Annotated in this window: 15 protein-coding genes and 2 tRNA genes; 9 read left to right on the top strand and 8 right to left on the bottom strand. The window is 62.2% G+C overall.

The window, feature by feature from the left end; translation table 11 throughout:
- Nucleotides 1-88 precede the first annotated feature (88 nt).
- Complete coding sequence (locus tag X735_RS156360) at nt 89-1084, top strand: ABC transporter permease (RefSeq protein WP_023810300.1); 996 nt, start codon at nt 89-91, stop codon at nt 1082-1084.
- A 13-nt stretch (nt 1085-1097) separates the two neighbouring features.
- On the top strand, nt 1098-1868 hold the full coding sequence (locus X735_RS156365) for an SDR family NAD(P)-dependent oxidoreductase (protein WP_023810299.1): 771 nt from the start codon (nt 1098-1100) through the stop codon (nt 1866-1868).
- Between the two features lie 61 nt (nt 1869-1929).
- Here X735_RS156365 and X735_RS156370 read toward each other — a convergent pair.
- Nucleotides 1930-2005, bottom strand: a tRNA-Val gene (locus X735_RS156370).
- Nucleotides 2006-2221: 216 nt separating this feature from the next.
- Here X735_RS156370 and X735_RS156375 point away from each other — a divergent pair.
- The 3 genes from X735_RS156375 (at nt 2222) to X735_RS156385 (ending at nt 4360) form a co-directional block, all read left to right on the top strand.
- A tRNA-Asp gene (locus X735_RS156375) sits at nt 2222-2298 on the top strand.
- Between the two features lie 386 nt (nt 2299-2684).
- Nucleotides 2685-3245, top strand: a complete 561-nt coding sequence (locus X735_RS156380; RefSeq protein ID WP_023810298.1) for a dTDP-4-dehydrorhamnose 3,5-epimerase family protein — start codon at nt 2685-2687, stop codon at nt 3243-3245.
- Entirely contained in the window at nt 3239-4360 is a 1122-nt protein-coding gene (locus X735_RS156385) for a glycosyltransferase family 2 protein (RefSeq protein WP_023810297.1), read from the top strand. The genes X735_RS156380 and X735_RS156385 overlap by 7 nt, the downstream gene beginning before the upstream one ends.
- A 53-nt stretch (nt 4361-4413) precedes the next feature.
- Here X735_RS156385 and rbsK read toward each other — a convergent pair whose 3' ends face one another.
- The 3 genes from rbsK to ugpC are packed head-to-tail and all read right to left on the bottom strand — an operon-like array spanning nt 4414 to nt 6895.
- Nucleotides 4414-5358 carry a ribokinase gene (gene rbsK, locus X735_RS156390; protein WP_023810296.1) on the bottom strand — a complete coding sequence of 315 codons (945 nt, stop codon included), beginning with the start codon at nt 5356-5358 and terminating at the stop codon, nt 4414-4416.
- 4 nt (nt 5359-5362) lie between these two features.
- Nucleotides 5363-5815 (bottom strand): RbsD/FucU family protein, encoded by a 453-nt coding sequence (locus X735_RS156395; protein WP_023810295.1) that lies wholly within the window; start codon nt 5813-5815, stop codon nt 5363-5365.
- A 21-nt stretch (nt 5816-5836) separates the two neighbouring features.
- On the bottom strand, nt 5837-6895 hold the full coding sequence (gene ugpC / locus X735_RS156400) for a sn-glycerol-3-phosphate ABC transporter ATP-binding protein UgpC (RefSeq protein WP_023810294.1): 1059 nt from the start codon (nt 6893-6895) through the stop codon (nt 5837-5839).
- Between the two features lie 289 nt (nt 6896-7184).
- On the opposite strand from ugpC, the gene X735_RS156405 reads away from it, so the two are divergent.
- The 3 genes from X735_RS156405 to X735_RS156415 all read left to right on the top strand — a co-directional run bounded on the left by X735_RS156405 (nt 7185) and on the right by X735_RS156415 (nt 10983).
- Nucleotides 7185-8849: a sugar ABC transporter substrate-binding protein gene (locus X735_RS156405; protein WP_023810293.1), complete on the top strand. Its 1665-nt coding sequence runs from the start codon at nt 7185-7187 to the stop codon at nt 8847-8849.
- Between the two features lie 88 nt (nt 8850-8937).
- Entirely contained in the window at nt 8938-10059 is a 1122-nt protein-coding gene (locus tag X735_RS156410; RefSeq protein WP_023810292.1) for a sugar ABC transporter permease, read from the top strand.
- 6 nt (nt 10060-10065) lie between these two features.
- On the top strand, nt 10066-10983 hold the full coding sequence (locus tag X735_RS156415) for a carbohydrate ABC transporter permease (protein WP_023810291.1): 918 nt from the start codon (nt 10066-10068) through the stop codon (nt 10981-10983).
- A 278-nt stretch (nt 10984-11261) separates the two neighbouring features.
- On the opposite strand, the gene X735_RS156420 is transcribed toward X735_RS156415, so the two are convergent.
- On the bottom strand, nt 11262-12005 hold the full coding sequence (locus X735_RS156420) for a creatininase family protein (protein ID WP_023810290.1): 744 nt from the start codon (nt 12003-12005) through the stop codon (nt 11262-11264).
- Nucleotides 12006-12008: 3 nt separating this feature from the next.
- Nucleotides 12009-12575 carry an SIS domain-containing protein gene (locus X735_RS156425; protein WP_023810289.1) on the bottom strand — a complete coding sequence of 189 codons (567 nt, stop codon included), beginning with the start codon at nt 12573-12575 and terminating at the stop codon, nt 12009-12011.
- A gap of 177 nt (nt 12576-12752) precedes the next feature.
- On the opposite strand from X735_RS156425, the gene X735_RS156430 reads away from it, so the two are divergent.
- Entirely contained in the window at nt 12753-13775 is a 1023-nt protein-coding gene (locus tag X735_RS156430) for an aldo/keto reductase (protein WP_023810288.1), read from the top strand.
- A 144-nt stretch (nt 13776-13919) separates the two neighbouring features.
- Here X735_RS156430 and hupB read toward each other — a convergent pair whose 3' ends face one another.
- A complete protein-coding gene (hupB, locus tag X735_RS156435; RefSeq protein ID WP_023810287.1) occupies nt 13920-14192 on the bottom strand; it encodes a DNA-binding protein HupB in 273 nt (90 codons plus the stop codon).
- A 298-nt stretch (nt 14193-14490) separates the two neighbouring features.
- Nucleotides 14491-16902, bottom strand: a complete 2412-nt coding sequence (gene lon, locus X735_RS156440) for an endopeptidase La (protein WP_023810286.1) — start codon at nt 16900-16902, stop codon at nt 14491-14493.
- Between the last annotated feature and the right edge of the window lie 273 nt (nt 16903-17175).

Below are 17175 nucleotides of genomic sequence, written 5' to 3'. Positions count from 1 at the left end.
GTCCGAAAGGATGCCGTGGCGAATTTGAATCCGCGCCTTAACCCGACGAAATCGAGTTGATTTCGCGGGGCGCCAACCGGATCAGCCCATGAACCCGCGCACACGCAAAGCCCTGGAGTTCGTACTCGACAACCTCGTCTGGTTCATGCTGCTGTTCGTGCTGGTGGTCTTCTCCATCTTCGTCCCGAACTACTTTCAGCTCGGCATTTTCGCCAACATCATCGAGGCTTCCAGCGTGCTCGGCGTCATGTCGATCGGCCTGGCGCTGGTGATCATCGCCGGCCACATGGATCTGTCGGTCGAATCCGTCGCAGCGCTCAGCGCCATGGCGGTCGGCATCCTGTTCTGCTCGTCGGGCATCGGCATGGGCGTGCAGCTGCATCCCGAATGGCTGATGGTTCCGGTTTCGCTGCTGCTGGCGCTGGCAGTCGGCGGCCTCATCGGCGCCTTCAACGGCTATCTGGTGGTCAAGGTGAAGATGAGCGCCTTCATCATTACCTTGGCGTCCTACATCTGGGTGCGCGGCCTCGTGCTGGTCGTGTCAGGCGGCCGCTCGGCACAGGACCTGGCGCCGGCCATCCGCTGGTTCGGCATCCAGCGCCTGATCGGCTTGCCGCTGACCGCCTGGATCGCGGTTGGCTGCTTCGTCGTCTTTTCGCTGATCATGGCCAAGACGCCGTTCGGCCGGCATCTGGTGATGATCGGCGGCAACGAGACGGCGACCTTCCGCGCCGGCATCCGCGTCAACCGCAATCTCATCATCGCCTTCGTTCTCGCCGGCGCCATTGCCGGCCTTGCCGGCTGGCTGCTGGCGATCCGCACCTCGGGCGCCACCGCCAATCTCGGCGTCGGCCTGCTGTTCAACGCGTTCGCCGCGGTCGTCATCGGCGGGGTCAGCCTGAAAGGCGGTGTCGGCACCCTCCCCGGCGTCTATGCCGGCGTGCTTTTGCTCTCGGCCATCAACACGGCGATCAATTTGATGGGCCTGCCGGCCAATTTCACCCAGGTGATCCACGGCCTGCTGGTGCTGGCGGCCGTGCTGCTCGACGCCTTCAAGCAAACCATTCGCCAAAGACTCGCATGACAGGACGGCTCGCATGACCAATCGGTTACAAGACAAGGTAGCGCTGATCATCGGCAGCGCCCGCGGCATCGGCAAGGGCATCGCGCTACGCTTTGCCGAGGAAGGCGCGAGGCTGGTGCTCGCCGACACCGAGGTCGAGGCCGGGCAAGCCACCGCTGGCGAGTTGGGCGTCCCCTTCATCCGCACCGACATCTCGCAAATGAGCGACGCCGAGGCCGCCGTGGCGCTGGCGCTCAAACTCCATGGCCGCCTCGACGTCATCGTGCAGAATGCCGGCATCTATCCCTGGCAGCTGATCGAGAACACCAGCACTGATGACTGGGACCGCGTCATGGCGGTCAATCTGCGCGGCACCTTCAATGCCAGCCGCGCGGCCCTGGTGCCGATGAAGGCGCAAGGCTTCGGCCGCATGCTCTACACCTCGTCCATTACCGGCCCGCATGTCACCAGCCCGGGCCATGGCCACTATTCGGCCAGCAAGGCCGGCATCAACGGCTTCATCCGCGCCGCCGCACTGGAATTCTCCGGCTACGGCATCACCGTCAACGGCGTCGAGCCCGGCAACATCCTGACCGAAGCCATCGAGCTGCATCGCGGCGCGGCTTACATCAAGAACATGGAGGACTCCATTCCGCTCGGCCGCCTCGGCAGCCCGCGCGACGTCGCCAACGCCTTCCTGTTCCTCGCCTCCGACGATGCCAGCTACATCACCGGCACGACCATTGTTGTCGATGGCGGACAGCTGCTGCCCGAGGGCAATGATTTCCGTCTGTTGCCGCCTTGAGTGCAGCACGAACCAGACGACTCGGTTCCGTGTCTGGCAACAGTTTGAATGGACTATGGAATGGTGGGCGATGACGGGCTCGAACCGCCGACATCTTCGGTGTAAACGAAGCGCTCTACCAACTGAGCTAATCGCCCGCTCCGGGCCGGACCTTTAAGCGGTCAGGGTCCGCTTCGCAAGGCCAAATGAATGCAGGACGCCCTGGTTGGATGCCGGTTTTGCCAACAAAACGCCGGCTGTCAAAAAACCTTCTCCTGTTTGCTGTTATGCTGTCCTGTCACGCTTGACACCCGGTGGCGAACCCCTTATCCAGCGCCCCAACGACGAACACGGCTGACACGTGTTCGCCATGCGCGGGTGTAGCTCAGTTGGTTAGAGTGCCGGCCTGTCACGCCGGAGGTCGCGGGTTCGAGCCCCGTCACTCGCGCCATTTCTCTCAAGGGTATCAAGCCCTTGGCTTCAGAGAAATGTCGACATTGATTGTCAAAAAATCATCTTGGATGAGGCAACTCGGATTGTCTCGGATCTGAGTTTGATCTCCCAAGCATAGACCCAGGAACCGCCTCTGCAACGTCGGCATTGACGACGCCGCGCTCTGGTCGCGTCAACCGGCGCAAGCAAGGCGCCGCCCAAATCCTGTCAGTCGCACGCCGGCGCGCACCCGCACGTCTGGCCATCCCCTGTCTCCGATCCCATCCAACCGCCCCCGAAAAAGTCATCATGGCTGCACGAACCTGTGAGCTCGATCAGGACATCCATCGAAAATTGTGAGAGGAAGGTCGATCTGAAGGCAGTCAAACAGCGGGGACTTTGTTCATGAGCGATCACACCAGCCTGAATCTTCTGGAGACCACACTTGCCGCCGCCCAGCAGGATCAACGGACTCTGGACGAGCAGCGGCAAAGCACCACGCCTCTTGTGGACGGCATGTCCTTTTTCGACAGCATCCGGCACAATGACGACCGCGGCAGCGTCACGGAGATCTATGACCCGCGCTGGGGTTGGCATGCCGACCCGCTGGTCTTTTCCTACATGTTCACAATTCGCCCTGGCTTGGTGAAAGGGTGGGGCCTGCACAAGCTGCACGAGGACCGCTATTTTGTGATCAGCGGCGAGATGGAACTGGTCCTTTATGACCCTCGCCCCGAATCCAGCACATACGGCAAGATTTCGAAGGTTTACCTCTCCAGCAATCATCCACGCCTGGTCAATATTCCGAAATTTGTCTGGCATGCCGACCGAAACATCGGAACATCCGACGTGGTCGCCATCAACTTCCCAACGATACAATACGATCACGCAAATCCCGATAAGTATCGCCTGCCGATCGATACCGATCTCATCCCCCATGATTTCGGCAGCGCGAAGGGATGGTGAGCAAGCCCCGCTTTTCCATCCTCATGCCGACGCACTCGCGCGTGGATGTCATCGGTGTGGCTATCCAATCGGTGCTGGACCAGACCGTCGACGATTTTGAATTGCTGGTCGTCGGCGACGGCTGCGCGGCCGGCACGGCCGAGGTGGTCGAAGCCTTCCATGACAGCCGCATTCGTTTCTTCGATCTCCCCAAGGCGCCGAACTTCGGCTACGCGAACCGCAACATCGTGCTGCGTGAGGCACGCGGCGAGCTGATTGGCTTTGCCGCCGATGACGACCTCCTGTTTCCGGATCATTTTGAGATCCTGGCGGATGGCCTCAAAACTGGAGCTGCCATCGCGTACAGTCAGGCGCTGTGGGTTTCCACCGATGGCATCGCAGCCCCCTTCCTGACCAATCTGGACCTGGCCGACGAGTTCAGGGGGTTCACTGAGGTCGGCAACACGATACCCGCCAGTTGCTTCCTGTATCGGGCCGATTGCCTGCCGTCGCGAGATGTCTGGCCCGAAGACGTCGCATCGGCCGGGGACTGGCAATTGTGGCGGCGAATCATGCGCGAGAATCCGCGAAACCCCTTCACCTATTGCCGCGTTCCAACCGTCCTGCATTTCAGCGCCGCATGGAAAAAATCACGGCACTCCGCAGTATCCCAACTCGCCACACTGCTTGATATCGCCGACAGAGCCGGCTGGTGGCCTTCGGCCTTGCGAGTCTGGATACCGAACGCCAGCAAGGAACAATCCGAATACTCGCGCCTCATGCGCGTTGATCCCAGGGCCTGGAGCGAGCAGATGCGCCGTGCCGTCGGGGATCTGGTAGCGCGCCTTGCCTGGGAGGATGTGCAGACGATCCGACCGATGCTTGCAAGCGCTGAAGCCGAGAAGGCGACATTGCATTCTGAAATCTCAAGGTTGCGCAGTGCGCTTGAGGCGGCTCACCAAAGCAGCGTCGGGCTGCAGAGCGCCGCTTCGGATGCCAGGAACGAGAAGGACGAGATCGAACAAAGGTTGCAAGCGTGCCAGATGCAAGTCGCGGCCTTGCATCAGTCCAGAAGCTGGCGCTTCACAGGCCCGCTGCGCAATATCTCCACAAGCTTGCGTTCGAAAAAACCATAGGGCCTCAAGAACTGGCCGGAGGCGGCGTCAGCGGCCAGTCAGCCAAGCCGATCTTATCCCCCAGCCAGCAGCGCCTCGACCTCCCGAAGCGTCGGCATTGACGGCGCGGTCCCTGGCCGGGTCACCGAAATGCCAGCGACGGCACAGGCGAAGCGCACCGCTTGCAGCGGCTCCACGCCCCTCGAAAGTGCTGCGGCAAGCCCGCCATTGAAGGCATCGCCTGCCCCCGTGGTTTCGGCCACCGGCCCGGCACTGACGGCTGGAACATGGTCCGAGCGGGTCTTCGAGTGCAAAAGCGCGCCCTTGTCGCCGAGCGTGACGATGACCGTGCCGACCCCCTTTTCGAGCAGGCTGTCCGCGGCGCGCCGCGCCTCGTCGACCGAGGACACCTTCATCCCGGTCAGTTCCTCCGTCTCGGTCTCGTTGGGTGTGAGGTAGTCGCAGAGCGTGTAGATGCGGTCGGGAAGCTTTGCCGCGGGGGCCGGATTGAGGATCGTCGTCACCCCTGCCCCACGCGCGATCTCCAGCGCCCGCATGGCTGCTTCGATCGGCTGTTCGAGTTGGGTGACAAAGACGCCGGCACCGCCGATCAGCCCGGCATTGGCCTCGATATCGGCTGACGAGATCAGCATGGCGGCACCGGGGCTGACGATGATGGCGTTGTTGCCGGTGGTCTCCTCGACGAAGATGTAGGCGGCACCGGTGTAGCTTTCCGGCGTGTCGATGACGGCATTCTTGACGCCCGCCTGCGCCCAGGTCTGCCTGGCCATGTCGGCGAAGGGATCGACGCCGAGGCGGGTGAGGAAGGTGACGTCGGCGCCGAGCTTCCCGGCGGCCACGGCCTGGTTCGAGCCCTTGCCGCCCGGCCCCAGCGTGAAGGATGTGCCGAGGATGGTTTCGCCCATGCGCGGCTGCCGCTGCGCCCTGTAGGCGGTGTCGGCGACGAACACACCCAGGATGACGACCGGCTTCATGACGACCGGCTTGCCCGAAGCCATGCCGCTACTCCGCATCCGGCGGCACGACGCCCTTGCGGAAGGCGAAGCAGCCGTAGAAGCGGCGCTCACCTGTCTGGATCACGCAATAGGCCTGTTTGGCGCGCTCGTAGAAAGCATAACGCTCGACCGCGATCATCGGCCACGACTTGCCCTCGGCGTTGTCGACCTCCTTCTGCACTTCGCTTTGCACGGGCGGAATCTCGTCCGGCTTGCCGACAATCTCCATGCGTGCGGCCGAATCATCGACGAATGTGTCGAGCGGGTAGAGCGACAGCACCGCCTTGACCACTTGCGCCGCCGAGGCATCGATGCGCAGCACGCGGCCGAGCGCCGTCTGGCGCGCCACCGAATCGGACGGAAAATTGGTGTCGGCGATGATCAGATCATCGCCATGCCCCATTGCCCGCAATGCCTGCAGCACGTCGGCATTGAGCAGCGGGTTGATGCCTTTGAGCATGGTATTCCTCGTGAGTTGGGATCAGAGACGCTTGCCGGTCTCTGCGTCGAAAAGGTGGATCTGATCGAGCCGGGGCTTCAGGGTCAGCGTGTCGCCGGGCTTGAAGTCGTGCCGCTCACGAAACAGCGCCACCATCTCGCCGTCGCCGAAGCGCAGGAACACCAGCGTTTCCGAGCCGGTCGGCTCGACCACCGAAATCTTCGCTGGCACGCCATCGGGATGGATCTCGAGATGCTCCGGGCGCACGCCATAGACGACAGCCTGGCCATCCTGCGCTGCATTGCCTGGTGCAATCGGGAACAGCGTGCCTGCAATGTCGACACCGGGCCTGGCACCCTTGCGCATGACGCCCTTGAGCAGGTTCATCGAGGGCGAACCGATGAAGCCGGCGACAAACAGGTTGGCCGGTCTGTCGAACAGTTCGAGCGGCGCGCCGACCTGCTCGATGCGGCCGTCGCGCATGACGACGATCTTGTCGGCCATGGTCATGGCTTCGATCTGGTCGTGGGTGACGTAGATGGTAGTGGTCTTCAGCCGCTGGTGCAGCTCCTTGATCTCGGTGCGCATCTGCACGCGCAGCTTGGCGTCGAGATTGGAGAGCGGCTCGTCGAACAGGAACACTTGCGGATTGCGCACGATGGCGCGGCCCATGGCCACGCGCTGGCGCTGGCCGCCGGAAAGCTGGCGGGGATAGCGCTTCAGATAAGGGTTGAGGTCGAGGATATCGGCGGCGCGCTTGACCCGCTCGGCGACCACGGCCGGATCGGTTTTCCTGAGCTTGAGGGCAAAGGCCATGTTCTGCTCGACCGTCTTGTGCGGATAGAGCGCATAGTTCTGGAACACCATGGCGATGTCGCGCTTGGCCGGCGGCAGATGATTGACGACGCGGTCGCCGATGGCGATCGTGCCGGCGGAGACGGTCTCCAACCCAGCCACCATCCTGAGCAACGTGGACTTGCCGCAACCCGAAGGGCCAACCAGCACCACGAACTGTCCGTCTGCGATATCGACGCTGACTTCGTGCAGAACCTTGACCGTTCCAAAGGCCTTGGCCACCTTGCTGATCGCGACTTGCGCCATATCTCCCCCATCGGCTCCATTAGCCGTAGGCGCAGAAGCTACCCAACGCGACCTGCCAGGGCAAGTCGGTCTCTTATAGATAAAAACCCGCTCTCGTTGACACGGCGTTTGGTTGTGAGAATAGTGGCAGGCGCTGGTCAAAATGTCGGTACCCGATCCGCAGGGAATTTCAATCGACGCAGGGTGGGGTCCTGCCTAATTCGTTTCCGAACCGGGGAGCATCCTTGGCGCTCCAGCGTCCGACAGTTGGCCGATTTATTCACACTGATGTTCTGGGAGGAAATAGGCGATGAGAACGGGTCTTTACGAGAAACTGGTTCGTGCCGGCGCCACAAGGCGCGACATATTGAAGGGCGCGGCCAGCATGGCCGCGATCGCAGCCGCATCCGGCGCCGGACTTGGCGCCTTGACGCGACCGGCCTCCGCGGCAAGCGAATTGCGCTCCAAAATCCTGCAGATCCCCGGCGTCGGCAAAGGCCAGCCGACGGACGCCGATTTCCAGAAGGTCGGTGAACTCTGCCTCGAGGCGACCAAGGCCAACGTCAAGGAAGGCGAATTCGCCGGCGTCGAGCTGACCTTCATGGGTCTCAACAACCAGAACCTGCACAATGTGCTGTTCCGCGGCTTCCTGAAGCCATGGGAGACCTATACCGGCGCCAAGATCAACTGGATCGACCTGGCGCAGGCCGACTACAACGCCCGCCTGCAGCAGTCGATCGCCACCGGCACCGTCGATTTCGACATCATCGAGATGGGCGCGCCGTTCGAAGGCGATGTCTGCGGCAAGGGCCTGACCTCGGAAATGCCGGATTGGGTCAAGGACCAGATCGACATGAAGGACGTCGTGGCCTATCTGCAGCCGCCGGTCGGCACCTGGGACGGCAAGCAATACCGCGTGACCGTCGACGGCGACGCGCACAATTTCAACTACCGCACCGACGTGTTTACCGATGCCGACCTCGCCAAGGCCTGGAAGGACGGCGGCGGCGAAGGTGAATGGGGCGTGCCGAAGACCTGGCAGCAGGTCCAGGCGGTGACGAAGTTCCTCAAGGGAAAGAAACTCAAGGACCAGGACGTCTTTGGCTATCTCGACGCGCCCAAGGCGTGGGGTGGTTTCGGCTTCTATTTCCTCGGCAGCCGCGCTAGCGCCTATGCCAAGCATCCGGACGACAAGGCCTGGCTGTTCGACGCCGACACGATGAAGCCGCGCGTCAACAATCCGGCCTGGGTGCGCGCCATCCAGGACGTCATCGACGCGCTGCCGTCCGAACCCGCCGACCAGATCAACGCCGATCCGAACACGACCGCCTTCCAGCAGTTCCTGGCCGGCACCGGCTCGATGGTCACCTGGTGGGGCGACGTCGGCTCCAACGTCAAGACCAACGACTCTTCCGTCGTCGGCGACGTCACCGGCTTCTCGATCCTGCCGGGCTCGGACGATGTCTACAATGCGAAGACCGGCGCCTGGGACAAGCTCGCCAGCGGCCCGAACTATGCGCCCAACTGCGCCTATCTCGGCTGGGGCGTCTATGTCATGGCCCGCGTCGATGCCGACGAAAAGAAGAAGAAGGCGGCCTGGTCCGCTGCCGCGCATCTCGGCGGCAAGGACCTGTCGATCTGGACGGCGATGTATCCATCGGGCTTCCAGCCTTACCGCAACTCGCATTTCGACATTCCCGAATGGGTGGCGGCCGGCTACGACGAGGCGTTCATCACCTCCTACCTCAAGTCGGAATCCGACAGCTACAATCATCCGAACGCTGCAATTGAGCCACGCATCCCCGGCATCTTCCAGTACTACAGCGCCGCCGAGGACATCCTGGCCAACACTTTCGCCGGCAAGATGAAGGCGCAGGAAGGCGCCGACGCCATCGCGGCGGCCTGGGAGAAGCTGACCGACCAGATCGGCCGCGACAACCAGATCAAGCTCTACAAAGCTTCGCTCGGCATGTAGGCTGGCCTATGAACCGTGGTCCGGCGGCAACGCCGGACCACTTTAGACCGGCTCCGGCTCCTCGAGAGCCTTCAAACGGGCGAGATTTGTGGCTGACCAGACTTCGACCGCGAACCAGTGGCCGGCAGATGCCGGCCCTTCCGATCTGATCTCTCCAGGCCGCAAGCGGCTCGGCTGGGCGCTGATGGCCGTTGCGACGCTTGGCCTGCTGGCGGTCATCGTGCTGGAAATCCTCTACAAGGGCAGCGCCGATACGATCGGCTTCGAGACCTGGCGCCCCGTCGTCTATGCCTATGTTCTGTGGGGCGTGGCGATCGGCGTCGGCCAGGTGCTGACGCGCGGCGAGGACGGCCAACGTGCCCTGTTCCTGCTGCCGGCGCTGCTGTTCACCATCGCCATGGTGATCTTCCCGACGCTGTTCGGATTCTACATCGCTCTCACCGACTGGAACCTCAGTTCCTTCAGTGGCCGCAAGTTCAACGGGCTCGACAATTTCTGGCAGATGCTGGCCGATCCCTACTACCGCAACGCGCTGTTCAACATGGTGCTCTATGTGCTGGCGGTGGCGGTCGAATATGTCATCGCCTTCGGCCTGGCGCTGCTCCTCAACGCCCAGATCCGGGCGCGAAAATTCTTCCGCGTCGTCTTCCTGATGCCGCTGATGCTGTCGCCGGTCGCCGTGTCGTGGATGATCGGCAAGTCGCTGATGGAATACCGGTTCGGACCGGCCGCAACGCTGGCGCGCCATCTCGGCTGGGAAAATCCGGCCTTCTTCTCCGACCCGATCATCGCGCGCATATCGATCATGATACTGGATGCCTGGACCTTCATTCCGTTCATGATGATCATGCTGCTGGCCGGGCTGCAGGCGATGTCGCGCGAGGTGCTCGAAGCCGCACGCGTCGACGGCGCCAGTGCGTGGCAGACCTTCTGGCAGGTCACTTTTCCGCTGATGCTGCCGGTGTCGGTGACGGCGGTGATCCTGCGCATCATCTTCAAGCTGAAGCTTGCCGACATCATCATCACGGTGACGTCGGGCGGCCCGGGCGGCGCCACCGATTCCGTGTCGAGCTTCATCTACCGCGAATATCGCGACCGTTCGAATGTCGGCTACGGAACCATGCTGGCGATGGCCTATCTGGTGATCATCGTCGTGTTCGTCACGTGGCTGTTGAAATTCGCCAATCGTTTTGTCCGAAATGTGAATTGAGCTGAGATGAGCGTTCAGACCACCGAATATGTCGCCTCAGAGATCCGCTCGCCGGCGAGCTTCCTCGCCAGCCGCGTCTTCATCTATGGGGCGCTGGCCTTCTGGGCGTTCATCTGCCTGTTCCCGATCTACTGGACGATCACGACCTCGTTCAAGACCGCGGTCGACGTCACCCAGGGCCATCTCATCCCCTTCGTCGACTTCCAGCCGGACTGGAAGGGCTGGCGCTCGCTCGGTCTGTCGCCGGACTCGATCTTCCAGACCTCGACGGTGCGCGAGGAGTTCCTCAAGCGCTTCATGAATTCGGTGATTACCTCGGTCGGCGCGTCGAGCCTCGCCATCGTCATCGGCAGCCTCGCCGCCTACGGGCTCACCCGCTATCGCTATCATTTCGCCTGGTTCAGGAACGAGGACATCTCGTTCTTCTTCCTGTCGCAGCTGATCCTGCCGCCGGTGGTGCTCGCACTGCCCTTCCTGGTGCTCTACCGCGAGGTCGGCCTGCTCGACACGCGCGTCGGGCTGATCCTGCTCTACACGCTGATGGTGCTGCCGATCGTCATCTGGATCATGCGCGACCAGTTCAACTCGATCCCGGTCGAGCTCGAGGAAGCAGCGCTTGTCGACGGGCTGTCGATCTGGGGCGCCTTCTTCCGCATCGTCATGCCGATCGCGCTGCCGGGCATGGTCGCCGCCTTCATCCTGGCGATGGTGCTGTGCTGGAACGAGTATTTCTTCGCCGCCCTTTTGACCTCGACCGACGCCAAGACCATCCCGGTCATGGTGGCAAGCCAGACCGGCTCGCAAGGCATCAACTGGTGGTCGATGGCGGCGCTCGCCACGGCGGCCATCGCGCCGCTCGCCGTCATCGGCATCGCGTTGGAGCGCTATCTGATCATGGGCATGACCGCGGGTGCGGTGAAGTAGGGCGAGTGGCGCCAGGCTCCATCACTTCGTCATCCTAGGGCGGAGCAAGGAGCGAAGCGACGCGGCGCAGACCCTAGGATCCATGCCGTGACATCGGCGCTCCGCCACGGTGAAGAAACTTTTGACGCGAGGAAAGGCCGCTGCGAACCGCTTCTATCCTGCGCCGCAGCGTTCGTTGGCTGCGGTCACGGCATGGATCCTAGGGTCTCCGCGACGTCGCTTCGCTCCTGCTTCGCCCTAGGATGACGAACTACCAAAGCCGCCCGACAATCTCGTAGCTAGCTCCTCAGAATCATCCGCAGGTGATCGAGGATCATAGCCACACCCTTCTGCCCAAGCTCAGCCGAAGCGTCCTTGGCGCTCGCCGTATACCAGCTCTTGTTGTCGTCGAAGTGACCGGCGTCCACCGCCTCCGGGCATAGCGCCAGCATCAGCGATGTCTCGCCGATGCCGGCATGGTCGAACGGGTACTTGCCGTTCATGTCAGCCGGCATCAGCGGATGAACCTGTACCCAGTTGAAGAAATTTTCACCCGCGGCGTGCCCGGAATAGTAGTCGGCCATCGCCTGCGACCCCCACCAGCCCTCGCCGCGTTCCTTTTCGAGAAAGCGGAAGATCGCCTGGCGACCGGCGGTCTTGAACGCCAGATCGGTCGGCATGCCGGCGGCGAAATTCTCGGTCTGGTGGTGGATGATGGCGTGGATGTTGCGAAAGCCGATGCGCAGCAGGCTGTAGAACAGCTCCTCGCCGAACGGCGCCAGCGCATTGCCGCCGACCTGCACCGAGCCGCTGCCTTCCGGCGGCGCCACCGCATAGCTTGCCGCGCCGTAGTAGAAGGATGGCAGGATGACGACGTCCTTCTCCTTTTCGAACAGTTCCAGCGTCTTGACGACGGCCAGCGTGTCCATGCCGACGGCCATGTGCTCGCCATGGTATTCGAGCACGCCAAGCGGCAGAGCGACCGGCCAATTCTCGGCGATCGCCCTGCGGATCTGGTGTGGCAGCATCAGTTCGTAGCGCATGATCTATTCCATGTTGGTGTGGCGGGCGCGCATTGCTTCAGGCGACGCGCCAATCAATTCCCTGAGCTTCAGCACCATCACCTCGAACAGCAGGAACAGTGCGCCTTCGAACACCGAGCCCATCGGCAGGACCGATGTTTTTTGCGCCCCCTGATCGTTGGCCATGGTCTGCGCGGGAATGAGCAGGGTGAAGTCGGCAAGCCTTGCCGCGCTGGCTTCGGCCTGGGCGGTCAACAGGAGATTGGTTGCACCTGCTTGGCGCGCGACCTGCATCAAGGTCAGCACGGTCGAGGTCTCTCCCGGCCCGGAACTGACCAGGAAGACATCGCCCTGCCCCAGCGGCGGTGTGTTCATGTCGGCGACCACGGAAACCGGTAGGCCCAAATGGTAGAGCCGCATGGCAAAACCCTTGACCTGCAAGGCCTCGCGGCCGCAGCCATAGACGACGATCTGTCGCGCGCCGGCCAGCATTTTGCAGGCGGCGTCGATCCGGCTTTCGTCGATGCGTGCCAGCACGCCGCCGAGCTCCTCAAGCGCGGTCTCGAACAGGCTTTTGCTCTTGTTGCTCACCGCAAACCTGCCATTGAAAATTACCCTGGGATTTGCCGCTCTTGCTGCTACGAACAGCTTGATTTCGTTCATGCTAGCAACCGCGAAAATGCGTGTCCAACGCGCAGCGATGCTTTTGCCGGACCACAGGCATGATAGTGTCATGTCAGACAAATCAAACGAGGCAAACGGCAGCATATGAAGACACGGCATTTCGACCGCATCGGCAATGGCGGCATCAGTTTCACCGAGCTCGGCTTCGGCACGGCGCCGCTCGGCAACCTCTACCGTGCCGTCTCCGACGAGGACGCCAACGCCACGCTGGAGGCCGCCTGGGCGACCGGCTGCCGCTACTACGACACCGCGCCGCTCTATGGGCTCGGCCTCTCGGAAACGCGGCTCAACCCGTTCCTGCGCGGCAAGAAGCGCGACGACTATGTGCTGTCGAGCAAGGTCGGCCGCATCATGCGTGCCTGCCCGCCCGAAGAGCGCACCGGCATCGGCAAATTCTTCGACACGCCGTCGCGCCGCGAGGTGTACGACTACAGCTATGACGGTGTCATGCGCTCATTCGAAGCCTCGCTTGAGCGCCTCGGCGTCGACCGGATCGACATCCTCTTCGTGCACGATGTCGACATCTTCACCCATGGCAGCAAGGAAGCCTCCGACCGGCGCCTCGAAGAGTTCATGCGCTCGGGCTATTACGGCTTGCTGTCGCTGCGCGACCAGGGCGTGATCAAGGCGTTCGGTGGCGGCATCAATGAGTGGCAGGTCGCGCAGACGCTGGCCGAGCGCGGCGACTTCGACCTGTTCCTGCTGGCCGGTCGCTATACGCTCTTGGAACAGGAGGCGCTGACGTCCTTCCTGCCGCTCTGCCAGGCACGCGGCATCGGCATCGTTCTCGGCGGCCCCTACAACTCCGGCATCCTGGCGACCGGACCGAAGCCCGGCGCCTACTACAACTACTCCGAAGCGCCGAAGGACATCCTCGACCGCGTCGCCGGCATCGAGAGCGTCTGCAAGCGCCATGGCGTGCGGCTGATCGAGGCCGCCCTGCAATTCCCGCTACTGCACCCTTCGGTCGTCTCAGTGGTCCCCGGTGGCCAGCGGCCGAGCGAAGTCGAGAGCAATCGCTCGCTGCTCGATGCGAAACTGCCCGCAGCCCTTTGGGCCGATCTCAAGAAGGAAGGCCTTATGCGCCCTGAAGCGCCGACCGCATAAGCCGGCCGCCGTCGCGTCAGCGTCTGGCACAAAAATGAAAAGCCGGGCAAGCCCGGCTTTTCTGGTCGTGTGTACGTGCGTAGGCCACGAAAATGAAAAGCCGGGCAAGCCCGGCTTTTCTGGTCTCTGAAAAGAAAAAGGCGCTTAGTTGACTGCGTCCTTGAGGCCTTTGCCGGCCGAGAACTTCGGCACGGTACGCGCCGGGATCTTCACTTCGGCGCCGGTCTGAGGATTGCGGCCGGTCGAGGCGGCACGCTTTGACACGGTGAAATTGCCAAAGCCGACAAGCCGGACATCGCCGCCCTTCTTCAGTTCGCCGGTGATGGTGGAAAATACCGCATCGACCGCCGACTGCGCGTCACCCTTCGAAATGCTCGCGGCGTCGGCGACAGCGGACACCAGTTCGTTCTTGTTCATAAAAATTCCCTTCCATGAGAACACCGGAACTATCGACTCATCCGGCAGGAAACGGACTGTAGAAAGAAGCGTTGCCGCAACCAAGCCGAAAAGGCAGGAAAAAAACGGAAAAAGCCCGGAAATGCTGGGTTTTTCACATGAAAAAGCCGGGCGCTAGGCCCGGCTCTCCGTTTGTGCGCTGCAACCTTGACGAAAACCAATGCATGGCCCTGAAAACCGTAGCCGGTTTTCGGCAGGGGCCATGCACAAGTCTGAGCGTTAGAGCGTCCTTTGTGCGTCCAGATGGACGCCCGGAGCTCTAATGCGCCAGGGATTTTCCAGCGTCGTCGGCACTGTCTGTCGCGGCCGGCGGATTGACCGGTTCGACCCATTCGATCGGCTCCGGCATACGCACCAGCGCGTGCCGCAACACCTCGCCGACACGTGAGACCGGAATGATCTCCATGCCGTTCTTCACATTGTCCGGAATCTCCGCCAGATCCTTGGCATTGTCTTCCGGGATCAGCACCTTCTTGATGCCGCCGCGCAGTGCGGCGAGCAGCTTCTCCTTGAGCCCGCCGATCGGCAAGATGCGGCCGCGAAGCGTTATCTCGCCGGTCATCGCCACATCCGCCCGGACCGGAATACCCGTCAGTACCGACACAATGGCTGTCGCCATGGCAGCACCTGCCGACGGGCCGTCCTTCGGCGTGGCGCCTTCCGGCAAGTGCACGTGGATGTCGCGCTTGTCGAACAGCGGCGGCTCGATGCCGAAATCGACGGCGCGCGAGCGGACATAGGAGGCCGCCGCCGAAATCGATTCCTTCATCACGTCGCGCAGGTTGCCGGTCACCGTCATGCGGCCTTTGCCGGGCATCATGACGCCTTCGACCGTCAGCAGTTCGCCGCCGACTTCCGTCCAGGCAAGACCTGTGACGACACCGACCTGATCGTCAGCCTCGACCTGGCCGAAGCGGTAGCGCTGCACACCAAGGTAATCGGAGAGGTTCTCCGCCGTGATGCTCACCGTCTTCTTCTTCGTCTTCAGGATTTCGGTCACCGCCTTGCGCCCGAGCTTCATCAGCTCGCGCTCCAGGCTCCTGACGCCCGCTTCACGGGTGTAGGTCTGGACGATGGCGCGGATCGCGTCCTCACCGACGGAAAACTCCTTCGGCTGCAGCGCATGATCGCGGATCACCTTCGGCATCAGGTGCCGCTTGGCGATCTCGATCTTCTCGTCCTCGGTGTAGCCGGCAATACGGATGATCTCCATGCGGTCCATCAAGGGCGCCGGGATGTTCAGCGTGTTCGCCGTCGTCACGAACATGACGCTCGACAGATCGTATTCGACCTCGAGGTAATGGTCCATGAACGTCGAGTTCTGTTCCGGATCGAGGACCTCGAGCAACGCCGATGACGGATCGCCACGGAAGTCCTGGCCCATCTTGTCGATCTCGTCGAGCAGGAAGAGCGGGTTGGACTTCTTGGCCTTCTTCATCGACTGGATGACCTTGCCGGGCATCGAGCCGATATAGGTGCGCCGGTGGCCACGGATCTCGGCCTCGTCACGCACGCCGCCAAGCGCCATGCGGATGAATTCGCGACCGGTCGCCTTGGCGATCGACTTGCCGAGCGAGGTCTTGCCGACGCCGGGAGGGCCGACGAGGCACAGGATCGGCCCCTTCAGCTTCTTCTGGCGGCTTTGCACGGCGAGATACTCGACAATGCGCTCCTTGACCTTGTCGAGGCCGAAATGATCGGTGTCGAGCACGTTCTGCGCAAAAGCCAAGTCCTGCTTGACCTTGGAGTTCTTGCCCCACGGAATCGACAGGATCCAGTCGAGATAGTTGCGCACGACGGTCGATTCAGCCGACATCGGCGACATCGTCCGGAGCTTCTTCAACTCGGCTTCCGCCTTTTCGCGGGCCTCCTTGGAGAGCTTGGTCTTCTTGATGCGCGCCTCGATCTCGGCGGCCTCGTCGCGGCCGTCCTCACCTTCGCCGAGTTCCTTCTGGATCGCCTTCATCTGCTCGTTGAGGTAGTATTCGCGCTGCGTCTTCTCCATCTGGCGCTTGACGCGCGAGCGGATGCGCTTCTCCACCTGCAGGACGGAGATTTCGGCTTCCATGAAGCCCATAGCCTTTTCCAGCCGCTCCTTGACCGAGAGCGTGGCCAGCATTTCCTGCTTCTCAGGGATCTTGATGGCGAGATGCGAGGCAACCGTGTCGGCGAGCTTGGAATAGTCGTCGATCTGGCTGGCAGCACCCACCACTTCGGGCGAGATCTTCTTGTTCAGCTTGACGTAGTTCTCGAAGTCGGTGACGACCGAACGCGCCAGCGCCTCAACCTCGACCTCTTCCTCTTCCGGCTCGACCAGCGCCGCGGCGCGGGCCTCGTGGAAGTCGGGACGGTCGGTGAACGAGACGATTTTCGCACGCGAAGCGCCTTCGACCAGAACCTTGACGGTGCCGTCGGGCAGCTTGAGCAATTGCAGCACATTGGCGAGCGTGCCGATGTCGAAGATGGCATCGGGCTCGGGATCGTCGTCGGCGGCATTCATCTGGGTGGCAAGCAGGATCTGCTTTTCCTGACCCATCACCTCTTCCAGCGCCTTGATCGACTTCTCACGCCCGACGAAGAGCGGCACGATCATGTGCGGGAACACCACGATGTCGCGCAGTGGGAGAACTGCGAAGACGCCGTCGCTGGGTGCCTTGGATACTTTGGCCATTGTCCAACCTTTCATGTCGCGGCTGCCAATCAGCCAACCGCGAATCTTATATTAACGACCGGGGATCGTTCCGCCTACCACCGTTTGTGACGGGAGTTTTACAGCACAGAAATCGGGCACCTCGGCCTTCTCCAGTTAGTTGGATGCACGACCCCCAAAGATCAAGGGGCGCGTCCAAATCCGCACTTCCAACCCGTCCGCGAGTGACACATTTGCGACGCCAAGCCGTACGCCGCGCAAAACCCCTGCGCGACAGCAAAACGGCGCCTTGCG

It is taken from the genome of Mesorhizobium sp. L2C084A000, from assembly GCF_000502875.1.
GTDB lineage: Bacteria > Pseudomonadota > Alphaproteobacteria > Rhizobiales > Rhizobiaceae > Mesorhizobium.
Note: the sequence above shows the minus strand (reverse complement) of the source record. Positions and strands in the feature narration are given on the sequence as shown.